At 36.9% G+C, this 21562-nt stretch carries 21 protein-coding genes, 3 tRNA genes and 1 rRNA gene (1 of these 25 only partly in view); 23 read left to right on the forward strand and 2 right to left on the reverse strand.

The genetic code is table 11. From position 1 onward, the window contains the following. From AC6IWN_RS17555 to AC6IWN_RS17630, 16 genes are all read left to right on the forward strand, one after another. Positions 1-2110: ribosomal RNA gene (locus AC6IWN_RS17555) — 23S ribosomal RNA — on the forward strand (it extends 792 nt beyond the left edge of the window). 164 nt (positions 2111-2274) lie between these two features. Continuing rightward, positions 2275-2346: transfer RNA gene (locus tag AC6IWN_RS17560), tRNA-Asn, on the forward strand. Positions 2347-2381: 35 nt separating this feature from the next. Next, positions 2382-2452 (forward strand) — tRNA-Cys (locus tag AC6IWN_RS17565). Positions 2453-2644: 192 nt separating this feature from the next. Next, positions 2645-3211, forward strand: a complete 567-nt coding sequence (locus AC6IWN_RS17570) for a GNAT family N-acetyltransferase (protein WP_497989212.1) — start codon at positions 2645-2647, stop codon at positions 3209-3211. 286 nt (positions 3212-3497) lie between these two features. Further along, positions 3498-3857: a response regulator gene (locus tag AC6IWN_RS17575; protein WP_497989214.1), complete on the forward strand. Its 360-nt coding sequence runs from the start codon at positions 3498-3500 to the stop codon at positions 3855-3857. 26 nt (positions 3858-3883) lie between these two features. Then, complete coding sequence (locus AC6IWN_RS17580) at positions 3884-5932, forward strand: chemotaxis protein CheW (protein ID WP_497989216.1); 2049 nt, start codon at positions 3884-3886, stop codon at positions 5930-5932. 101 nt (positions 5933-6033) lie between these two features. Further along, positions 6034-6531, forward strand: a complete 498-nt coding sequence (locus AC6IWN_RS17585) for a chemotaxis protein CheW (RefSeq protein ID WP_497989217.1) — start codon at positions 6034-6036, stop codon at positions 6529-6531. An 84-nt stretch (positions 6532-6615) separates the two neighbouring features. After that, entirely contained in the window at positions 6616-8442 is a 1827-nt protein-coding gene (locus tag AC6IWN_RS17590; protein ID WP_497989219.1) for a methyl-accepting chemotaxis protein, read from the forward strand. Positions 8443-8740: 298 nt separating this feature from the next. After that, a complete protein-coding gene (locus AC6IWN_RS17595) occupies positions 8741-9382 on the forward strand; it encodes an MBL fold metallo-hydrolase (protein ID WP_497989221.1) in 642 nt (213 codons plus the stop codon). A 174-nt stretch (positions 9383-9556) separates the two neighbouring features. Further along, a tRNA-Cys gene (locus tag AC6IWN_RS17600) sits at positions 9557-9627 on the forward strand. 312 nt (positions 9628-9939) lie between these two features. Next, positions 9940-11418 (forward strand): leucine-rich repeat domain-containing protein, encoded by a 1479-nt coding sequence (locus AC6IWN_RS17605; RefSeq protein ID WP_497989223.1) that lies wholly within the window; start codon positions 9940-9942, stop codon positions 11416-11418. Positions 11419-11676: 258 nt separating this feature from the next. Beyond that, positions 11677-12780 (forward strand): helix-turn-helix domain-containing protein, encoded by a 1104-nt coding sequence (locus AC6IWN_RS17610; RefSeq protein ID WP_497989225.1) that lies wholly within the window; start codon positions 11677-11679, stop codon positions 12778-12780. Between the two features lie 18 nt (positions 12781-12798). Beyond that, the gene (locus AC6IWN_RS17615) at positions 12799-13002 is read left to right on the forward strand and encodes a PLDc N-terminal domain-containing protein (RefSeq protein ID WP_497989227.1); all 204 of its coding nucleotides are present in this window, start codon (positions 12799-12801) and stop codon (positions 13000-13002) included. After that, on the forward strand, positions 12999-13916 hold the full coding sequence (locus AC6IWN_RS17620) for an ABC transporter ATP-binding protein (protein ID WP_497989228.1): 918 nt from the start codon (positions 12999-13001) through the stop codon (positions 13914-13916). Before AC6IWN_RS17615 ends, AC6IWN_RS17620 begins: the two co-directional genes overlap by 4 nt. Next, complete coding sequence (locus AC6IWN_RS17625; protein WP_497989230.1) at positions 13913-14677, forward strand: ABC transporter permease; 765 nt, start codon at positions 13913-13915, stop codon at positions 14675-14677. The genes AC6IWN_RS17620 and AC6IWN_RS17625 overlap by 4 nt, the downstream gene beginning before the upstream one ends. A gap of 98 nt (positions 14678-14775) precedes the next feature. After that, positions 14776-15309, forward strand: coding sequence for an inorganic diphosphatase (locus AC6IWN_RS17630; protein ID WP_497989232.1), 534 nt, complete (start codon positions 14776-14778; stop codon positions 15307-15309). Positions 15310-15550: 241 nt separating this feature from the next. Here AC6IWN_RS17630 and AC6IWN_RS17635 read toward each other — a convergent pair whose 3' ends face one another. Both AC6IWN_RS17635 and AC6IWN_RS17640 read right to left on the reverse strand, forming a co-directional pair. Continuing rightward, positions 15551-16507, reverse strand: coding sequence for a permease prefix domain 1-containing protein (locus AC6IWN_RS17635; RefSeq protein ID WP_497989234.1), 957 nt, complete (start codon positions 16505-16507; stop codon positions 15551-15553). Between the two features lie 8 nt (positions 16508-16515). Continuing rightward, positions 16516-16839, reverse strand: coding sequence for a PadR family transcriptional regulator (locus AC6IWN_RS17640; RefSeq protein WP_497989235.1), 324 nt, complete (start codon positions 16837-16839; stop codon positions 16516-16518). Between the two features lie 217 nt (positions 16840-17056). Here AC6IWN_RS17640 and AC6IWN_RS17645 point away from each other — a divergent pair, with 217 nt between their 5' ends. From AC6IWN_RS17645 to AC6IWN_RS17675, 7 genes are all read left to right on the forward strand, one after another. Further along, a complete protein-coding gene (locus AC6IWN_RS17645; RefSeq protein ID WP_497989236.1) occupies positions 17057-17575 on the forward strand; it encodes an STM3941 family protein in 519 nt (172 codons plus the stop codon). A 192-nt stretch (positions 17576-17767) separates the two neighbouring features. Continuing rightward, positions 17768-18055, forward strand: a complete 288-nt coding sequence (gene rpsF / locus AC6IWN_RS17650; RefSeq protein ID WP_497989237.1) for a 30S ribosomal protein S6 — start codon at positions 17768-17770, stop codon at positions 18053-18055. Positions 18056-18158: 103 nt separating this feature from the next. After that, a complete protein-coding gene (locus tag AC6IWN_RS17655; RefSeq protein WP_497989239.1) occupies positions 18159-18608 on the forward strand; it encodes a single-stranded DNA-binding protein in 450 nt (149 codons plus the stop codon). A 74-nt stretch (positions 18609-18682) separates the two neighbouring features. After that, positions 18683-18958, forward strand: coding sequence for a 30S ribosomal protein S18 (gene rpsR / locus AC6IWN_RS17660; protein WP_497989241.1), 276 nt, complete (start codon positions 18683-18685; stop codon positions 18956-18958). A 74-nt stretch (positions 18959-19032) separates the two neighbouring features. Beyond that, complete coding sequence (locus AC6IWN_RS17665; protein WP_497989243.1) at positions 19033-19299, forward strand: P-loop NTPase family protein; 267 nt, start codon at positions 19033-19035, stop codon at positions 19297-19299. Between the two features lie 128 nt (positions 19300-19427). Beyond that, the gene (locus tag AC6IWN_RS17670) at positions 19428-20375 is read left to right on the forward strand and encodes a substrate-binding domain-containing protein (RefSeq protein ID WP_497989245.1); all 948 of its coding nucleotides are present in this window, start codon (positions 19428-19430) and stop codon (positions 20373-20375) included. 81 nt (positions 20376-20456) lie between these two features. Further along, on the forward strand, positions 20457-21404 hold the full coding sequence (locus AC6IWN_RS17675; protein WP_497989247.1) for a substrate-binding domain-containing protein: 948 nt from the start codon (positions 20457-20459) through the stop codon (positions 21402-21404). Positions 21405-21562 lie beyond the last annotated feature (158 nt).

The following is a 21562-nucleotide window of genomic DNA, read 5'->3' on the forward strand; positions in this document are numbered from 1 at the left end:
TGGTGATGAGGTGTGGATAGGGGAGAAATTCCAATCGAACCCGGAGATAGCTGGTTCTCCTCGAAATAGCTTTAGGGCTAGCCTCGATATAGATTAACGGAGGTAGAGCACTGAATTGCCTAGGGGGCGTCAAAGCTTACCGAAGCATATCAAACTCCGAATGCCGTATAATTGTTTATCGGGAGTCAGACTGCACGAGATAAGTTGGGTAGTCAAAAGGGAAAGAGCCCAGACCACCAGCTAAGGTCCCAAAGTGCGTGTTAAGTGGAAAAGGATGTGGGATTTCGAAGACAACTAGGATGTTGGCTCAGAAGCAGCCATACATTCAAAGAGTGCGTAATAGCTCACTAGTCGAGAGGTCCTGCGCCAAAAATGTCCGGGGCTAAAACACGTCACCGAAGCTGTGGAATTGCACATAAGTGTAATTGGTAGAGGAGCATTCTTAAAACGACGAAGCGTTACCGTAAGGAGGCGTGGAGATTTAAGAAGAGAGAATGCCGGAATGAGTAGCGAGATAGAAGTGAGAATCTTCTAGGCCGAATATCCAAGGTTTCCGGGGTAAAGCTGATCTGCCCCGGGTAAGTCGGGACCTAAGGCGAGGCCGAAAGGCGTAGTCGATGGACAACAGGTTGATATTCCTGTACCTTATATAGACAGAACTGTGGGGACACGGAAGGGTAGGAAGAGCCGGGAATGGAAAAACCGGTTCAAGCACAAAGGTTAGTCTGGGAGGCAAATCCCCCGGATGTTACTGAAGTGTGATGAGGAGCGAATTTAAAGTAGTGAAGCTTCCGAACCCATGCCGTCAAGAAAATCCGCTATTGTTCTATGTAAGCCCGTACCGTAAACCGACACAGGTGGATGAGGAGAGAATCCTAAGGCCGACGGGAGAAGCATTGTTAAGGAACTCGGCAAAATAACCCCGTAACTTCGGGAGAAGGGGTGCCTACGCAAGTAGGCCGCAGAGAAATGGCCCAAGCAACTGTTTAGCAAAAACACAGGTCTATGCAAAACCGTAAGGTGAAGTATATGGGCTGACGCCTGCCCGGTGCTGGAAGGTTAAGGGGAGAGGTTAGGAGCAATCCGAAGCTTTGAACTTAAGCCCCAGTAAACGGCGGCCGTAACTATAACGGTCCTAAGGTAGCGAAATTCCTTGTCAGGTAAGTTCTGACCCGCACGAAAGGCGTAATGATTTGGGCACTGTCTCGACAATGCACCCGGTGAAATTGAAATACCAGTGAAGATGCTGGTTACCCGCGCCAGGACGGAAAGACCCCATGGAGCTTTACTCTAGCTTGATACTGGGATCCGGTAATGCATGCACAGGATAGGTGGGAGGCTGTGAAGTTGTAACTCTGGTTACAATGGAGCCACTGTTGGGATACCACCCTTGTGTTACTGGATTTCTAACATTCAGCCGTAATCCGGCTGGTGGACAATGTCAGGTGGGGAGTTTGACTGGGGCGGTCGCCTCCGAAAGGGTATCGGAGGCGCTCAAAGGTCTTCTCAGAATGGTTGGAAACCATTCGAAGAGTGCAAAGGCAGAAGAAGGCTTGACTGTGACACCGACGGGTGGAGCAGGTACGAAAGTAGGACTTAGTGATCCGGTGGTATAAAGTGGGATTGCCATCGCTCAACGGATAAAAGCTACCCTGGGGATAACAGGCTTATCACTCCCAAGAGTTCACATCGACGGAGTGGTTTGGCACCTCGATGTCGGCTCATCGCATCCTGGGGCTGTAGTAGGTCCCAAGGGTTGGGCTGTTCGCCCATTAAAGCGGTACGCGAGCTGGGTTCAGAACGTCGTGAGACAGTTCGGTCCCTATCCGGCGTGGGCGCAGGATATTTGAGAGGAGCTGACCTTAGTACGAGAGGACCGGGTTGGACGAACCACTGGTGCATCGGTTGTCATACCAATGGCATGGCCGAGTAGCCAAGTTTGGAAGGGATAAACGCTGAAGGCATCTAAGCGTGAAGCCCCCCTCAAGATAAGATATCCCATAGCATAAGCTAGTAAGACCCCTGGAAGACTACCAGGTAGATAGGACAAAGGTGGAAGTGCGGTAACGTATGTAGCTGATTGTTACTAATAGGTCGAGGGCTTGACCTTAAAAGGTTTAACAGTAAAGAAGGAACGAAAGTTCTTCGGATGACATTTTCTTGTGTAGGTTTTAGTCAATATCAAACAGAAATAGCTTTATGGGATTTCTGTTTTTTACATTATAAGGGTAATTGATAAAATTCTCCTTTTACAGAGGTATTGAAATCAATTATTCCTCGATAGCTCAATGGTAGAGCACACGGCTGTTAACCGTGGGGTTGTAGGTTCGAGTCCTACTCGGGGAGCTACTTCTGAAATATAGAAGTTTATATATATGTACGGCGACATAGCCAAGCGGTAAGGCATGGGTCTGCAACACCCTGATCACCAGTTCAAATCTGGTTGTCGCCTCTAATATTATTCAGCTCTAGTATCTAACCGATGCTAGAGCTTTTTTCGGAAATTCAGTAAGTTAATAGGATTTGTGAAACTATATTAGCAAAATATCTTTCAAGTTAATGTATACTTGAATGCAATTAATTTTTACTTATTAAATTCTTATTATTAAAAGGTAGTAATCCTACCTATATTTTGGAGGACATTATGATAGAGCTAAAGATAAAACCCACAATAACCGGCAAGAGAATTATACTCCGTCCGTTCATAAACGAAGATTTAATAGATTTGGAGGAATGCTTAAAAGACCCGGAGGTAAATAAGTTTACCGGAAGCGATTCGGACTATGATAAAGAGGCAATCCGTGAATGGTACAATACAAGAAATGATCAAGTCAATCGTCTGGATTTAGCGATCGTAGATAAAACGACCAATAGGTTAGTTGGAGAAGCAGTGGTAAACTTATATGACGAAGAAAAAAGTAGTATGAACTACCGAATTTTAATTGGTCCAAGAGGCCGAGATAAAGGATTCGGAACAGAAGCGACCGAATTAATGGTGGACTACATATTTATGAATACAGATTTAAAACAGCTTATGTTAGGTGTGTATGCGTTTAATCCGAGGGCACAAAGAGTGTACGAGAAGGTTGGATTTGTATTAGAAAGTATCGATAAAGATGATTTGGAATATGAGGGGCAAATGATTGATGCATATAATATGATATTAACGAGAGAAAATTGGAGAAGTAATATTAAAAATCAATCTTTATAAGTTAAGGTATAGTTTATTAATCTTATAATCGAAAAGGAAGTGAGAAAAGCTCGCTTCCTTTTTTTATTTAAAAATAACTTTAACTAAAAGAAAAACACAGTATTAACAATTTAATTGTTGGTAGAATATCATTTGTCGGATGATGTACATATATAGTATATAATGTCCTTTTATGCACATCCATGTTGCTATTTAGCATAATTAGGTATATAATATGTAATAAAATAGCAATAAATTTATACATGGAATGTGCAATACAATAAAAAGTCAATAGTGGGGGAATGAAATGCAGAAAGTATTAATTGTTGACGATGCACCATTCTTAAGGATGATGGTAACTAAGTTACTTACTGAGAATGGATATGAAGTTGCCGGTGAAGCGGAAAATGGTGAAATCGCTGTACAAAAGTATAAGGAATTGAAGCCGGATATTGTTACAATGGATATCACAATGCCGGTAAAAAGCGGTCTGGAAGCATTAAAAGAGATTATTGAGTATGATAGAGAAGCAAAGGTGGTTATGGTAACCGCTATGGGTCAACAGAGTATGGTATTTGAAGCAATTCAGCTAGGTGCAAAATCCTTTATCGTAAAACCGTTTAAAGATGATGTTTTCATCGCAACAATTAAGCAGGTTATCAAATAATATTACGGTTAAGGGAGGGCATACATTTGTCAAATTATAATTCCAATGATGTATTAGAAATGTTCATTTTTGAATTTTCTCAATTAATAAATCAATTGGAAGATCAGATCCTAGCAAATGAAAAAATGAATAGTTATACGGAAGATTCAGTAAATGAAATATTCCGTATTATGCATACATTAAAAGGGTCTTCCGCAATGATGGGTTTTGAGAATATATCAACTTTAGCTCATTCGATGGAGGATCTTTTTTATTGTATTCGCAATGGACAGGGAGAGTTGATAGATTATTCTGAGCTAGCAGATATTCTCCTTGAGTGTGTAGATCTTCTGAAAGTTGAAGAATTAAGAATTAGGGCTGGTCATCCGTTGGGAGATGTAAATGTGGATCTTATCAACCGGATTAAAGGGTTGGTTCCGAATCAGAGTCAGGAACGGAAAAAAGCAAAGTCATCCGCTTTCGGTGGTATATTATTGGAACCATTATCTGGTGAGGAGAATGATGGACAAGAAAGTTTTTATTATTATGCTCATATTCATTTTGAAGATGGAATCGGAATGGAAAACATGCGTGCCTTCTCGATTATACATGATTTAGAAGGGGTACAAAAGGACATATATCATATACCGACTGATATCGTTGAAAATATGAATAGTGCTGAAGTGATTCAAAATGATGGATTTATTGTGTTACTTAAATCAAATTGTTCTTATGAGACAATAGAGAATATTCTTAAAAAGACTGTCTTTTTAAAGACGCTTGAATTAAGTATAATACCGGACGAGCAAGAGTTTAGGAAACAATTAAATCATCTTTTAAAGAGTAATGGCATGTTAGTCCAATCGGTACAGGAACATGAGAGCTGCAACAAAAAAGATATGACTAATGATCTGAAATCGGTCAGTACCCAACAAAGCATAATCAGTGTTAATGTATCTAAACTAGATAAATTAATGGACCTGGTGGGTGAGATGGTTATTGCTGAAGCGATGGTAATCGAAAATTCTGATTTGGCAGGACTTGCGTTAAACAATTTTTATAAATCAGCACAGCATCTGAATAAGATTACGACAGAAATTCAGGATACGGTTATGGCTATCCGAATGGTTCCGCTTTCTGCAACATTTCATAAGATGTACCGTATTGTTAGGGATATGAATAAAAAATTAGGCAAGGAAACGGAACTGAATATCATTGGTGAAGACACAGAGGTAGATAAAAATATCATTGAACATATCTCTGACCCATTGATGCATCTCATTCGTAATTCCATCGATCATGGGATTGAAATGCCGGAGGAACGTATAAAAAATGGTAAGTCAAAAAACGGGCTAGTTACGATAGAAGCAAAAAACTCCGGCAGTGATGTTTTAATTCAGATTAAAGATGACGGAAGAGGTCTTGATAGGGACAAGATATTACAAAAAGCGAAAGAGAAGAACCTATTGAACGTACCAGAGACAGAGATTACAAACAAGGAATTATTCAGTTTAATATTATTTCCCGGCTTTTCAACAAATGACGAGATTACTGAGTTTTCGGGTAGAGGTGTTGGGATGGATGTGGTATCCAGTAATATCAACGAGGTTGGAGGATCCATATCAGTTGACAGTGTCCCGGATCAAGGGACTACCATTACATTAAAGATACCACTCACTCTGGCAATCATTGATGGTATGAACATTAAGGTGGCGAATGCTTATTATACGGTACCTACTATAAATGCAATAGAGTTTTTCAAACCGGAGAGTAATCATATTATTGTGGATCCGAACGGAAATGAAATGATCATGGTGAGAGGTCAATGCTTCCCGGTATTAAAGCTTTATGAAGTATTTAATATTAAGGGAGCAAAAACAAAACTTACTGACGGCATAATAATTATGGTTGAAGATAATGAAAAAACGTTTTGTTTATATGCAGACGAACTATATGGTCAGCAGCAGGTAGTGGTGAAAAGTTTACCCGAGTATGTACGAAAAACCAAGAAAATTCATGGACTATCAGGATGTACGTTACTTGGAAATGGAGGAATCAGCCTAATTCTCGACATAGCCGCATTATCGAGATTTTGATGAGAAAGTAAGTTATTAAGACATGTTGGTAAATGTATCTATGAGGAGCATTTCCTTGTAGTATTACATACGGATTAGAATAAAATGAGAGGGGATTTGTTATGCCGGAAATTGATATCAACGAGCTTGCGTATGAAGAAGATACGCAAAAAGGAAGATACTTAACCTTTACACTTGGGCTGGAAACATATGGATTAGAGATTAAGTATGTCACAGAAATTATAGGGATTCAAGCAATCACAGAATTACCGGAGCTATCAGAATATATAAAAGGCATTATTAATTTGAGGGGAAAGATTATACCTGTCATGGACGTAAGACTTCGTTTCAGAAAGGAGTACCGGGAATATAACGACAGGACTTGTATTATTGTAATTAATATTAATGATGTATCAGTAGGATTAATTGTGGATAGTGTATCAGAAGTATTATCAATAAAAGAACAGGACATCGTGGAGCCGCCAAAGATCAATAAGGGATTACAGAATAATTACATAAAGAATATTGGTAAAGTCGGAAGTGATGTAAAGCTTTTACTTGATTGTGAAAAATTACTCTCTGAGGATGAACTGGTTGTCATTGACGAAGCAATATCATGACAAATTACTAGAACAAAAGAATATTGATAAGATAATACAAGAGTTAGATAAAAATTTTTAATGTGAGCTGAAGGAGAAAGGATTATGATAAAAAAATTTGTGGATTTAAAAATAGCAATTAAATTAATTTTGGGATTTATATCAATAGCTATAATTGCATGTGTCGTGGGTGTAGTGGGACTAGTTAATATAATAAATATTAATAAAGCGGACAGTCAACTGTATCATGGTAATACCGTGGGAATTCAGATATCAGCGGAGGCTAATATATCTTTTCAAAGATTAAGAGTAAACCTATTTAAGGTAGTCACAGATAGTGCTAAAAATGACGAACATTTAGCTAAGATTGAAAGCTATAAAAATGATATCAATAAAAGTTTACAAACATATAAAGAAACCATTTTTTCAGCAGAAGATAAAGCTAAATTTGATGAAGTAGAAAAAAATATAGCACCTTTTTTCACTGCAGTTGATGACATGGTTGCTGCAGCTAAAAATAACGATATCAGCAAAGTGAAAGATATATTACAAGGAGATGGTCAGACAAGTGCAGACAACTTGCAGGGAACCTTTGATAATCTTCTTAAATTTAATTTAGAGCAAGGCAAGATAAAATCGGAAAGCAATGATCAAGTCGCTAATCAAGCGATTATAACGATGCTTATAATCATTGCAATAGGTGCAGTTTTATCTATAATATTAGGTCTTTTAATATCAAGAACCATCAGCAAACCAATCAATGTTATGGTAAAAGCAGCAAATAGATTGGCACTTGGTGATGTTGATGTGAAGGTGGATATTAATTCTAAAGATGAAACCGGTCATCTTGGAGAAGCATTCCAAAAAATGATCACAAATATTCGTTCCCAGGCGATGACCGCAGAACGTATCGCAGACGGTGACCTAACCGTTGAGGTAAAAGTTAGTTCTGAAAATGACTTGCTTGGTTTAAAACTTTCTGAAATGGTAGCAAGAAATAATGAAGTACTCTCCAATATTGCAGCAGCTTCTGAACAGGTAGCAGCAGGATCAAAACAGATATCCGATGCAAGCATTGCTTTATCCCAAGGTGCTACAGAGCAGGCAAGCTCCGTAGAAGAGTTAACTGCTTCCTTAGAGCAGATATCAGCACAGACTAAGGTGAATGCAGATAATGCCAACAAAGCTAATGATTTGGCTGAGATTGCAAAGACCAATGCATTAAAGGGAAATACACAGATGAAAGAGATGCAGAATGCAATGGCTGATATTAATACATCTTCTTCAAATATATCAAAAATCATTAAAGTAATTGATGAAATTGCATTCCAAACCAATATCCTAGCGTTAAATGCTGCAGTAGAAGCAGCACGTGCAGGACAACATGGAAAGGGATTTGCTGTAGTTGCAGAAGAAGTAAGAAATCTTGCTGCAAGATCTGCGAATGCAGCCAAGGAAACTACCGATATGATCGAAGGATCTATACAAAAGGTAGAGACCGGAACTCGTTTTGCCAATGAGACAGCAGAAGCCTTAAATAAAATAGTAGATGATGTAGCATCAGCGGCAGCGTTAGTTAACAATATAGCCATTGCATCGAATGAACAGGCAATCGGTATAGAGCAGATCAATCAGGGTATCATGCAAGTATCCCAGGTTATTCAAACCAATTCAGCTACTTCGGAAGAGAGTGCGGCTGCAAGTGAGGAACTGTCCGGCCAGGCAGAGCTTTTGAAGGATACTGTAAGCAAGTTTAAAATTAAAAGAATCCATTCAAAATATGATAGATTAGATGATATCAGTCCGGAGCTTTTACATATGTTACAGAACAAATTCAATAAACGAAATGCACAAGCAGAAGAAGCTCCTCTTGAAAAGTCAGATAAAAAAATTACGATCTCATTATCTGATAACGAATATGGGAAGTATTAATAGCCAGCAAATCCCCTAATCATATATTTGGTAGAAAGGTCATTCCTTTCAGTACAGTAAAGTGCTGGAGAAGGATATGACCTTTCTTCATTTATGGAATTGGAGGGTAATAGAAATGCATAATATTAATACAGCAAAGTAAAAGACTAAAAAATAAAGAGCCAATGTATGTATGACATGCGAGATATTTTTTATATTATGTTATAATAAGTGTTATAAAAATTATAATTTAATGAACTATAGTTATTAAGCGTAAAAAATATTTGTGTAATCTTTTTACTAAGGGGGAAATGATGTAATGCAAATTAGAAAAATAAAAAGCAGGGGAGTTTTATTTACATATAGTAATCCAGGGTGGGATTTAAATGTTTACTTAATCATTGGTAAAAATTATAATTATATTATTGATACGGGGTTAGGGTCTTTAAGTGTTGAACCAATAAAGGAATACTTAAAAAATGATAATAGAACGACAATTGTGATAAATACACATTATCATTGGGATCATATTTGGGGAAATGGTTCGTTAAGCGATTGTATCATTGTATCCCACAAATTATGTAGAGATATGATTCAATCAAAATGGGAAGAGATGATACAGAAGAATAACCAGTATTGCTATGGTGAAGTTGAAATTTGTCTTCCCAATTTGGTTTTTGAAGAAGAACTATATTTCGCAGAAGACAAAATTAAATTATTTCATACACCTGGACATACATTAGATTCAATAAGTGTTTTAGATGAAGAAGATAATGTACTTATACTTGGTGATAATATCGGTGACAGTATGGATGATATTATTCCTAGTATTTATTGTGAGAAGGATGTTTATATTAAAACTATGAAAAGATATGAAGATATGGATTTTGATATTTGCATATCAGGTCATAATACAATTCTAAAAAAAGAAGTGGTAGGTAAAATAATAAGTAGCATGTAGTTAGAATATGATTCATTCGCAACATTCTTATACTGAGAATTATGGGTGGACAATCCCACTTATAATTTAAGGATATATTTCAATATGATTAAAACATAGTCTATTAAAAAAGAAAGAATGATATATTTTGTATTGACGTATTAAAATTGTGTCATTATAATATATATATTCTGTGGCGACATAGCCAAGCGGTAAGGCATGGGTCTGCAACACCCTGATCACCAGTTCAAATCTGGTTGTCGCCTTGAAAAAGAGAGAATGTATCACGTAAGTGATGCATTCTCTCTTTTTCTTTAGGAAGAACCCAGATTTGAACTGTGTTCAACATCGGTTGTCGCCGCTACTTTTTAAACGGTGAATTAAAATATCAATTTACGAAAATATATTCTGTATCACGTAAGTGATGCATTCTCTCTTTTTCTTTAGGAAGAACCCAGATTTGAACTGTGTTCAACATCGGTTGCAGCCGTTACTTTTTAAACGGTGAATTAAAATATCAATTTACGAAAACATATATTATGAGATATGTTACTGGGCACATGATAGGAGGGATATAATTGATAAGAAAACGGACAACATTATTTTTAAGTTTAATGATATTATTGTTATTCCCTATTTCGTCAATAGAGAATGCAGACGGTCATACTTTTATTAAGGTAAGCTCTACAAATACAATAGTCGAAAATAATAAGAGAATAAATTTTTCTGATAAAAATCTAGAGGCAGCAGTAAGAGAAGTAATAGATAAACCTAACGGGGAAATATATGCAAATGATGTGGACATGATTGAGGAATTAATTATTAATAATAAAAATATTTCCGATTTAGAGGGCATTCAATATTTAACTGGTCTAAAAAAATTAAATTTGATGTTTAATGACATACAAGATATTAGCCCGTTAAGAAATCTAAAGAATCTTCAAATGCTAAATTTAGGTTACAATAATATATCAGATATTAGCCCAATAGGAAACTTAATCAAACTAACAAATCTTAATTTACAAAGCAACAAGATTTCTAATATTGATATACTTATGAATTTAGTAAACTTGGAATCTTTAAGTTTATATAACAATAGAGTAAGCGATTTACGTCCTTTAGGCTCATTGGTAAAACTAAAGGAATTAGATTTGTACATTAATAATATTCAGGTGATAAAATCTCTAGATAGATTGGTAAACTTAGAAAACTTATCATTAGGAATGAACAATATATCAAATATTGATTCTTTAAAGGGACTGACTAAACTTAAAATACTAGAATTAGCCCAAAATAATGTTTCTGATATAAAGCCTATAAGTGGATTAAACCAATTAAACGATTTATATCTATACGGTAATCAAATAACGGATATAAGTCCTTTGAGTTCATTAAAAAACTTGAAGTATCTCGAGCTTTCAAATAATAAAATATCTGATGTAAGTGGATTGAGATTATTGAAGAACTTGAAGCGATTGAATATATCGAACAACGAATTAAAAGGTGTAAAAGGTCTTGGTTCATTAAAAAGTTTGGAATCCTTAGTATTATCGTATAACCAGATTAGCGACATAGATGAATTAGGATCATTAAATAATTTGCAAAGCTTAAATCTTAATAATAACAAAATTAGAGATGTTAAAAGTTTAGGTAAATTGAGAAAATTAATGATTGTAGATATATCTCAAAATCAAATTAATGATATAACTCCATTAAGGATGCTGGATACATTAGCATTAACAAATATAAATTTTTCAGGAAATCCATTACCGAAGTATGTAATTGATGATCAACAATACCAACAGTTAATACTTACTGTGCTTTATCCCAATATAGATAAGGCGGTTGAAAAATACTATGGTGAAATAAGACAATATATGAATGATGGAATTATAGATATAGAATCAACTAATGATGGCTTTAAAATAAAGGTTATAATAGAAACATTTGTAGGAGCACATAACCCTCCTTATGGATTGGATACGATTACTTTCATCAAAAGTGATTCCGCGATAAAGGAAGTGGATTTTAATCATCAAGATGCAAATACTTTATAACTTTAAAAAGGCCGTAAAGGAAGCAACGGTTAGGGAGAAGAGATATCTGGTAAGATGCATCTTCTCTTTTTCTTTATTAACCAATCAATAATATTAGCTGTATTTTAGTAATTGGTTAACTTACGGTTAACAATATTTACATAAGTTAACTATGGGTCCATTGAAATAATTGGGAATCAGAGATACAATGAATTTAGCTTTAAAAGATATAGTGTCAAAGGATATAGTGTGAAAGGATATAGCTTAGGGAGGAGAATTTTGGACTCGATACAGATAGGAAAAATAATTTCTGCAAAGCGGAAAGGGAAAGGGATTACACAGGAGGAGCTGGCGCAGCATCTCGGTGTATCAAAGCCAGCGGTGTCAAAATGGGAATCCGGTCAAAGCTATCCGGATATTCTTCTTCTGCCGGTGATGGCAGCCTACTTTAATATCTCTGTCGATGAGTTGTTAGGCTATGAACCACAGATGACCAAAGAGGATATAAGAAAGCTTTATCATAAGCTCGCAAATCGATTCGCCAAAGAGCCATTTGAAGAGGTCTATGAGGAATGTGAAGCTTATCTTAAGAAGTATTATTCCTGCTGGTTCTTGCAGTTTGAGATTGCCGTTTTGTATATTAATCATTGCACTCTTGCAGGGTCACCGGAACGAATGAATGAAGTAATTCAAAATACACTTACGGTATTCGATCGAATAGCGAAATCTGCTGATGATATCAGTCTTGCCAAGCAAGCGCTTCTCTTGAAAGCGTTCTGCTATCTCAGCCTGAACGAACCAATGGAAGCAATTGATATATTGGAGACGATGAAAGAGACCCCTCTTCAACCTGAGACACTTCTGGCCAAAGCGTATCAGATGAAGGGAGATAAAGAAAAAGCCATGGAATATCTGCAGGGGAATGCTTATATTAATTTGAGCAGTTTACTGGGTCTTGCACCTGATTTTTTCATGATGTATGCGGATCAACCGGAGAGGATGGATACGTATTATCAGATCTTTATTAAACTCTGTGATTTGTTCGAGTTAAAGACGCTGTATCCCGCAAGACTGTATACAATCTACCTGGTAGCAGCCTCGGTGTATGTGATGCAAAATAGACCGGAGGAAGCGATGGATGTTCTCGAGGATTATCTAGACTTGGTAATTCAAAGCTATGGTAAAGAATTCACTCTTCACGGTAACTCAATATTTGATGTTCTTGATAAATATCTTGCTACTGTTGATATAGAAACTACATCACCAAGGAGTTCAGCGGTCATTTGGAAAGACGTTAAGAATGCAATTCTGAATAATCCGGCTTTAGCACCACTAGAAGGCATGGATCGGTTTAAAAAGCTGAAGAGACGCATGCCGGAATAAATAGAAAGGAGAATTATGATGGAGGAGATATTAAAGTATTTACCATTTATTATACCGGTTTTGGTGATCGAATGGGGTCTGTTGATAGCAGCACTAATACATGTATTAAAGCATAAATCATATCGTTTTGGCAATCAGGTACTGTGGATTATTTTGGTTGTATTCATTCAAATCATTGGTCCAATACTATATTTTACAATCGGAAGAGGCGAGGAAGAATGAATATATTAGATCTTGATCATGTTTATAAACGGTTTGGTAATACAGAAGTAATCAAAGATTTGTCTTTATCTGTTCCGGAGCATTCGGTGTTTGGATTTATCGGGAAGAATGGTGCCGGTAAGACTACTACAATGAAGATGATTCTGGGTTTCTTAAAGCCGGATGAGGGAGAGCTTAAGGTTTGCTCGGAGAAGGTGGTTTATGGGAATACCAAGACAAATCGCCACATCGGATATTTACCGGATGTTCCCGAGTTTTACGGCTATATGACGCCGAAGGAATATTTAAAATTATGTGCGGAAATAACCGGATTAAACGCGGATGTGACAAAGGAAAGAACAAAAGAGTTGTTAAATATGGTAGGACTGGAAGGGATAAACCGACGTATTCAGGGCTTTTCCAGGGGGATGAAGCAAAGGCTTGGAATTGCTCAGGCACTATTAAATGAACCGAGATTATTAATATGTGATGAGCCGACCTCCGCTCTGGATCCGGTGGGAAGAAAAGAGATTTTGGATATCTTGGCATTAGCAAAAGAAAGAACCACCATCGTATTCTCTACCCATATCCTATCGGATGTGGAACGAGTGTGTGATAGAATCGGAATTCTCGATAGCGGAATGCTAAGGATGGAAGGAACCGTTGACGAGATAAAGGATCATTATCGTACGGATACGCTAAGGGTAGAGCTTTTACAGGAGGCAATGATAAACAAAGTAGCAGATGATATGAAGAAGTTACCGTTTGTCCGATGCATCAGTATAACAGAGAATAAGATTGATATCGTATTATCAAAGGTGCAAGAACAAGGGATTCAGGTGATGTCCTACCTGGTAGCGGAAAAGATCCCCGTTCTTCGTTATGAGATATTAGAGCCTTCTCTAGAAAATGTTTTTATGGAGGTGATTTCATGAGAGAATATATCGCATTCGTAAAAAAGGAGATGCTAGAACAATTTCGTACCTATAAAATGCTCATTCTCATCAGTGTGTTCTTTTTGTTCGGTGTGATAAGCCCGCTATTTGCAAAGCTCACACCGGATATTCTATCCGGGATGAAAATTGAGGGGATGACGATTCAAATCCCTGATCCAACCAAGATAGATGCATATAGTCAATTCTTTAAGAATTTTAATCAGATTGGATTGCTGGTGTTACTGCTCGTATTCGGTGGAACCTTATCCAATGAACTTGTGAAGGGAACACTGGTTAATGTACTAGCGAAAGGTCTGTCACGCGCAACGGTTATATTATCGAAATTCACCTCTGCGGTAATACTGTGGACGGTCGGATATTTGGTAGCAGTACTAACATCATATGGATATACCCAATATCTATTTGGTAATGCAGCTGAACCAAATTTAATCTTTTCTTTATTTTGTTTATGGATATTCGGTTGTTTCTTAATATCACTTATATTACTATCCAGCACATTAACAAACGGAAGCTTTGGCGGGCTTATTGTGACAGTAATTATATTGGTTGTTTTGTTCATCATCAGTATAATTCCGAATGCCTGGAAATACAATCCCATAACTTTGGCATCTAAAAATCTTGATTTGTTAAAGGAATCAATGAAAGTAAGTGAGCTTTATCCCGCATTAATTATCACAGCAGTATTAACAATAGCATCCTTATATATTGCCATTTCTTTGTTCAGAAGAAAGAAAATGTAAAACTTACTGTATTTTGCTTCATAAGAATGATATAATCTTGGAACAATATCAGAAACTAATCGAAAGACAAGATTATATTTGAGGAGGAGCAAAAGAAGATGAATAATATATGGCATGACATCAGACCGGAACGAATTCAATCTAAGGATTTTGTGGCTGTGGTGGAAATATCAAAGGGAAGCAAGAAAAAATACGAGCTCGACAAGGAGACTGGTTATATAATTCTAGATCGTATCCTTCATACATCAACCCACTATCCTGCAAATTACGGATTTATTCCAAGAACTTACGGAGATGACAATGACCCGCTAGATGTCCTAGTTATGTGCTCCGAAGCAATTGAACCGATGTCTCTGGTCCGCTGCTATCCAATCGGTGTAATGAATATGATTGATAATGGTAAGGGTGATGAGAAGATCATTGCGATTCCATATAATGACCCGACCTATAATATGTATACTAACATCAGCGAGCTTCCGCCTCATATCTTCAATGAGATGAGACATTTTTTCAGTGTGTATAAGGAATTAGAGAATAAAGATACCGCGGTAAATGAATTCGGTGGTCCGGATGATGCGGTAGCGATTATTGACCACTGTATACAGAATTATAAAGATAAGTTTATTAAATAAGAAAAAACGGTAACAGTAAAGCAAATTCGCTGCTACAAAATAAATAATTAGTAGGAATAATGTTGTATTGCCATAATGCACTGTTTGGAAGATTATATTTATCATTTGTATTTTGATGGCGAACATTTATGTACGACAATCAAATACAAATTTTAAATATTGTCTTCCAACCTGTGTGTGAGATAATACAACATTGTTCCTTAATAGAATTATTGTTTTGTAGCAGCGAATTTTAGATGAATTACGATTTGTTATCGCCCTTCATAATGCTGTAGGCCGCACTGAACATTCCAAATAGTAAACCTGTGACCGGGAAGATAATCCAGTTAATAGACCATAGATTAAATACCAGTCCGGATATTAAGAATATTATGACAGCAAGTGGCCATACGATGGAGGCAACTGCTCCGATTAATTTATCCTCTTCTTTCTTACTGGGTGTATAGTCACCAATTTTTAAAAGTCGTTCATAGTAGGACTTTTGATTACCTCTGACCACAAAGATCATCACAGCGATATCGATAATGAGCAGCATAATCGTTAGCCCGAGTTGATTGACGAGGTCACTAGCATTCGACGTAACAAATAAGCAAATCGGAGACAATATAATAAGGCATACACCGATGATGACACTCAGATTGAACATGGGGGTAAATTGTTTATACTCTTGATTAACTTCATTTTCTAAATCGTAAGGAAGAAGGACACCTTCTTCGATATACTTGTAGGGCTCTAAACTCATGCCTGATTTAATAAATATTCCGACCGCTACTGCAATCAGGATAAAGAGTAATATAATTCCGGAATTATCCGGTACACGGATGATGTCGTTATCATCTAAAGCAGTGATAAGTATCAATACGATCGGTGATAAGATACATAAAAATACACCGAGAGCGACTTGAATACCGTTTGCCTTCTTTGCAGCCTTGTATTCCATAACTTCATCGCGGCTTACTGTACGGGTAACATTCTCATCATTACTTGATTTTAATCCCAATTCACTGGTTAGCTCGTCGATATTACCGAACTCAGAGATAACGATCCCGATTGCTTCATTTTCTGACTTACCCTGACTTTTTAGTTCCTGATATTTTTCTTCCATATTAGTGAGAATATTGTTCTTTATCTCACTAACCTGCGCTGTTCTAGGCAGCCCGGCGAACATATTCTCTAGATAGGTTCTGATTGTTTCCATAATTACCTTCACTCCTTAATAAATCGATTGATTACATCCTTGGTTAGTACCCATTCCTTGCATTTCTCCCTGTAGTATTGAGTACCACTCGGGGTGATTTTGTAATAAGTACGCCTTTTTCCAAAGGTTTCTTCTCCATAGAAGGATTCAATATACCCATTGTTCTCAAGTCGGTTAAATGCTGAGTATAGGGTAGTTTCTTTCATGATATATTTTTCTTTCGAATGTTCCTTGATGTTTTTCGATATCTCATATCCATAAGATTCACCTTCTAGGAGGAAATATAGGATGATAGTGTCATTGTAGCCTCTAATTACATCGCTGCTTATCAAATCGTAACCTCCTTGACTAGGATTTATGATGGCGCGCGATCCATCATTTATACTACTCCATCTGTCGTAGTAAAATAAGTATATCACAATTACTACGACAGGTAAAGTACTTTTGATATATTTTGCAAATTTTACTAATTTTCATTTTACTTATTGCAAATAAATTAAGATAAAGTTAAAATGATTTTAGTTTGTTAGCTAAGGGGGGGGCTGTTCGTTGGGAGAAATTATTATAGAGAAGATAAATTACAAGGCATTTGTTGTAATGCTGGCCAATTTGTTTTTCTTAATAGCGGCGGCAGCGATTGTGATTCTTGGCTTAAGAGAGAATAAGGCGGTTTATAGTTTTCCGGGTATGGCAGCAGCATTGGCATTTTTAATTGGCTTTATTGTCTCGCTGATTAATGTGTTGCAGGTGAAAAGCCTGATTACAATTACGATGGAGGGGATTATCGATAATTCTACAATGAGTGCGGCTGGGTACATATCATTTGATGACATCAAGGAGTTCATAATCGTAACGGTATATGGGAAGAAAGTGATCGCAGTCATTCCGAAGAACATTGATGACTTCTTATCAAAATTAGGTGGGGTGAAGCGCCGCCTGGCAAAACGTAATATTAATCTGAATTTACCTCCGGTTATGATTCCGATTGATCTTGCAAAAGATATGGATCCGGAGGACATCCTATCATTATTAAAGAAAAGGTTGTCGGATAATAACAGTTTATACTAACTTTTACAGTAAAATTCACAAATTTAATAGAGACATAAAAAATAAGTTGTAATATGTACTAACCTATGGTATCATAGTTAATTGTGATATGTTATACTATAATTTCCTTGTTCTTTAAATGTGATTATGATTCTTCGTCAATCAGATTACATTAGAAAAGAGCCAGAGACCAGAAGGAGGTGCTAAACAACTATGAATCAATATGAATTAGCCTTAGTTGTAAATGCAAAAATCGAGGATGAAACCAGATTAGCTACATTAGAAGCAGCAAAAGAACTTGTAACCAGATTCGGTGGTAACGTTACTAATGTTGATGACTGGGGTAAGAAAAGATTAGCTTATGAAATTCAGAAAATGAAAGAAGGCTACTACTACTTCATCCAATTCGAATCTGATTCTACAGTTCCAGGCGAGATCGAGCAGAGAGTTCGTATCATGGAAAATGTTATCAGATATTTGTGCATCAGAAAAGATGCTTAATGAATAGCAAGCCGGGTTCAGTTACACATTAGGGTGTAGGAACATTGATTTGGCTTGTGGATATACTACCCTAAGGCGAACTTATTAAGGGAGGTATTAACTTATGAATAAAGCTATATTAATTGGACGTTTAACCAGAGATCCTGAGGTTAGATACTCACAGGGTGAGAATGCTACCGCAATTGCGAGATTTACTTTAGCAGTAGATCGCAGATTCAGAAGAGCCGGTGAATCACAGGAAGCGGATTTTATAGGCTGTGTTGCTTTTGGCAAACAGGCAGAATTCGTGGAAAAGTATTTCAAGCAAGGCATGAAGATGGTATTGGCAGGTAGAATTCAGACCGGTAGCTACACCAACAAGGATGGAATTAAGGTATACACGACTGATGTGGTAGCAGAAGATATTGAATTTGCTGAAAGCAAGGGAGCGAGCTCAGATATGGGCGGACAAGGTGGATTCCAAAGAGAATTCAAACCGGAACCAAGTTCAGCGATGGGGGATGGATTTATGAATATCCCTGACGGTATTGACGAAGAATTACCATTTAACTAGATTATAACAACTGGAATAAATGAGTGAATTATATTCACTAACTTTATTAAATTTCGGATAAGGAGGTCATGTTCATGCCATTCAAGAAAAGCAATGATGATAGAGGCGATTCTCCGATGAAGAGAAAATCCTTTGGTCGTAGAAGAAAGAAAGTTTGCGTATTCTGTGCTGATAAAAATCACACAGGTATCGATTATAAAGATGTAAACAAATTAAAGAGATATGTATCAGAGAGAGGTAAGATTCTTCCTAGAAGAATTACCGGTAACTGTGCAAAGCATCAAAGAGCTTTAACAGTAGCTATTAAGAGATCAAGACACATCGCTTTAATGCCATACACAATGGACTAAATTAAATTTGAAAGCCGTTTCATAACTTAGGTTGTGAAGCGGCTTTTTTTCAAGTCTCTGTAAGCGGGCACATTTTGGGCACAAGCGTGATATTTAATACACATATGCATGAGCTTGGATCCTATGCTGACAGGATGAATCAGGAAGTCTCGGGGGATAGTAAAATTATTAGTATGGTTACTGGATTGGTGGAAGGGGAACGTTCTTATATTATTATACCGGGGGAACCAACAGGAAAGAGCTACGCGATGGATATCGCGCTAAAATTCCGAATTAGCTACGAGCAGATTTTAGACACCATCAAAAAAATAATTCTTAACACATATCCTAGAGCATTATAGTTCAACTAGTATATGGAAAAGTCTAATAAGCGGTTATTATAATTTCTGTCATATAATATATTAGTTACAAGATAGTTTCTATTAAAGGAATACTGATATTTTCGTGATTCCTTTGGAAAGAAGATAAGATGAAGCGAAAGAAAATTGTAACGAATATAGCTGTAATTGGCTTGCTTTTTATCCTCTTTGTGGTGTGGGATCAGATATTTATTAATAGAGCATTACCAACTTCAACTACACCATCTGTAAAGAATTACAACTTTTATCTAATTACAACAGATAATCAAGATGAATTTTGGAAGTATATAAATGAAGGGGCATCGGACATGGCAGCACTTACCGGAGTTCGATACTTTTGGAGATACCCGGACGAAAGGAATCCTCAAAAGCAAATTGATGTTATTAATGAAGCGATTACGCAAGGTGCAAGTGCATTATTAATAGCAGCGGATGATGTCAGAAAATTATCGGGAGTTGTTGAGGATGCTAAGGCTAAAGGTATAGAGGTAATCTATGTAGACGCACCTGCAACTGAAGAGGCGGTTACGACACTTTCAACGAATAATTATGAAGCAGGCTTTGCAGCAGGAGAAAAGATGATTGCCTATCTGAAAAAGGAAAAAATTGAGGAGGGATCGATCGGAATCATTACGTTTAAAGATAAAGTGACAGAAGTTCAACGGGAAGTGGGATTCCGCGATGCTTTAGCAAAAGAGCCTAAATTTGTAATTGTTCCAACGGTATATTCAGGACTATCCGCTGATTCAGCAGAGGTTAAGGCTGAATTGTTAATGAATACGCACGATGATTTGGTAGGAGTGTTTGCAACAAATGAACTCACTAGTGAGGGTGTTGGTAAAGCGAATAGTCAGGTTAAAAATAAGTATACTGTAGTTGGGTTTGACAAATCGGAGAAAACAAATAAATTATTAGATGAAGGAAGTATAAATGTAATTATTGAACAAAATCCATATACTATGGGGTACGTTGGCATGGCAGAGGCTATCGCTGCAGTTCTCGGCAAAAAAACAGGGCCCATTTTTTTTAATACCGGATTTAATATATTGGAGAAGTAATGGAATATATATTATAGAAGTTCATTTCATATAGTTATATGAGACATATATATATGAATATCGATTGGAAGGCTGGTAAAGATGGGGCTGAAAAAAATAATTATAAATATTGCTATAATCGCGCTGGCATTTATGATGTTTGTTTTATGGCACCGTTCTTACTTAGAATCTTCCGTACAGACGAATGCTTCTAATGTAAAATATTATAAAGTATATCTTATAACAGTAGATAAAGGATTTCAATATTGGGGAATGCTCAATCAAGGAGCATCCGATATGGCAAAATTGGTTGGGATTCAGTACGTATGGGATGCACCGGAGGTCAGAAGTACGAAGGAACAAATTGAGATTATTAACAGGGCTGTAGAAAACGGAGCAGATGCATTATTAATAGCAGCAGATGATCCTAGAAATATATCAGGTGCAGTAGAGGATGCTAAGGCTAGGAATGTAAAAGTGATTTATGTTGATTCGCCCGCATATGAAGAGGCAGTCACAACACTGACTACTGATAATTATGAGGCCGGCGTTAAGGCGGGGCAAACAATGCTGTCCCTTCTTAATAGCGCAGGAATCAAAAGTGGAGCTATCGGTATTATTAATCTGGCAGAGAAGGCGAACACAAAATTAAGGGAAGATGGATTTAGAAAAGTAATTGAGGAGGATGGAAGGTTTACTATCCCACCCACCATATATACAGCTACGGATAAACCGGAAGATACTCAGGTAGCGGCAGAAAAGATGATTAGTGAGACCAAGGATTTGGTGGCACTCTTCGGTACGAGTGAAGGAACCAGTATTGGTGTTGGTAATGCAAACAAGGCAAATAATAATAAATACATAGCAGTAGGGTTTGATAAAACTCCGAATATTCTGAAATTGTATCGTGAGGGAAGTCTAAAAGCCATTATTGCTCAAAATCCATATACCATGGGTTATCTTGGAATGGCAGAAGCTGTAGCTGCGATATTAGGTAAGGATACTGGTCCGGATTTTATCAATACAGGTGTTTCTGTAATTAGTGAATGAAATAAATTAGAGTAGCTTTATGGTAGATCTGCCATCTAACTTAATATAATCATTATTCCGGCGTAGAGTTCGATTTAAACGAATTCTGCGCTGGATTTTTCTATATATACCATGGATTTACATAAAATTAACAAAATTATACATACCCTTAACGCTTG

It is taken from the genome of Variimorphobacter sp. HTMS_6, from assembly GCF_059717775.1.

Coding starts and splice junctions, on each gene's coding strand:
- AC6IWN_RS17570 (WP_497989212.1), top strand. CDS start 2,645: ATGATAGAGCTAAAGATAAAACCCACAATAACCGGCAAGAGAATTATA.
- AC6IWN_RS17575 (WP_497989214.1), top strand. CDS start 3,498: ATGCAGAAAGTATTAATTGTTGACGATGCACCATTCTTAAGGATGATG.
- AC6IWN_RS17585 (WP_497989217.1), top strand. CDS start 6,034: ATGCCGGAAATTGATATCAACGAGCTTGCGTATGAAGAAGATACGCAA.
- AC6IWN_RS17590 (WP_497989219.1), top strand. CDS start 6,616: ATGATAAAAAAATTTGTGGATTTAAAAATAGCAATTAAATTAATTTTG.
- AC6IWN_RS17595 (WP_497989221.1), top strand. CDS start 8,741: ATGCAAATTAGAAAAATAAAAAGCAGGGGAGTTTTATTTACATATAGT.
- AC6IWN_RS17615 (WP_497989227.1), top strand. CDS start 12,799: ATGGAGGAGATATTAAAGTATTTACCATTTATTATACCGGTTTTGGTG.
- AC6IWN_RS17620 (WP_497989228.1), top strand. CDS start 12,999: ATGAATATATTAGATCTTGATCATGTTTATAAACGGTTTGGTAATACA.
- AC6IWN_RS17625 (WP_497989230.1), top strand. CDS start 13,913: ATGAGAGAATATATCGCATTCGTAAAAAAGGAGATGCTAGAACAATTT.
- AC6IWN_RS17630 (WP_497989232.1), top strand. CDS start 14,776: ATGAATAATATATGGCATGACATCAGACCGGAACGAATTCAATCTAAG.
- AC6IWN_RS17635 (WP_497989234.1), bottom strand. CDS start 16,507: ATGGAAACAATCAGAACCTATCTAGAGAATATGTTCGCCGGGCTGCCT.
- rpsF (WP_497989237.1), top strand. CDS start 17,768: ATGAATCAATATGAATTAGCCTTAGTTGTAAATGCAAAAATCGAGGAT.
- AC6IWN_RS17655 (WP_497989239.1), top strand. CDS start 18,159: ATGAATAAAGCTATATTAATTGGACGTTTAACCAGAGATCCTGAGGTT.
- rpsR (WP_497989241.1), top strand. CDS start 18,683: ATGCCATTCAAGAAAAGCAATGATGATAGAGGCGATTCTCCGATGAAG.
- AC6IWN_RS17670 (WP_497989245.1), top strand. CDS start 19,428: ATGAAGCGAAAGAAAATTGTAACGAATATAGCTGTAATTGGCTTGCTT.
- AC6IWN_RS17675 (WP_497989247.1), top strand. CDS start 20,457: ATGGGGCTGAAAAAAATAATTATAAATATTGCTATAATCGCGCTGGCA.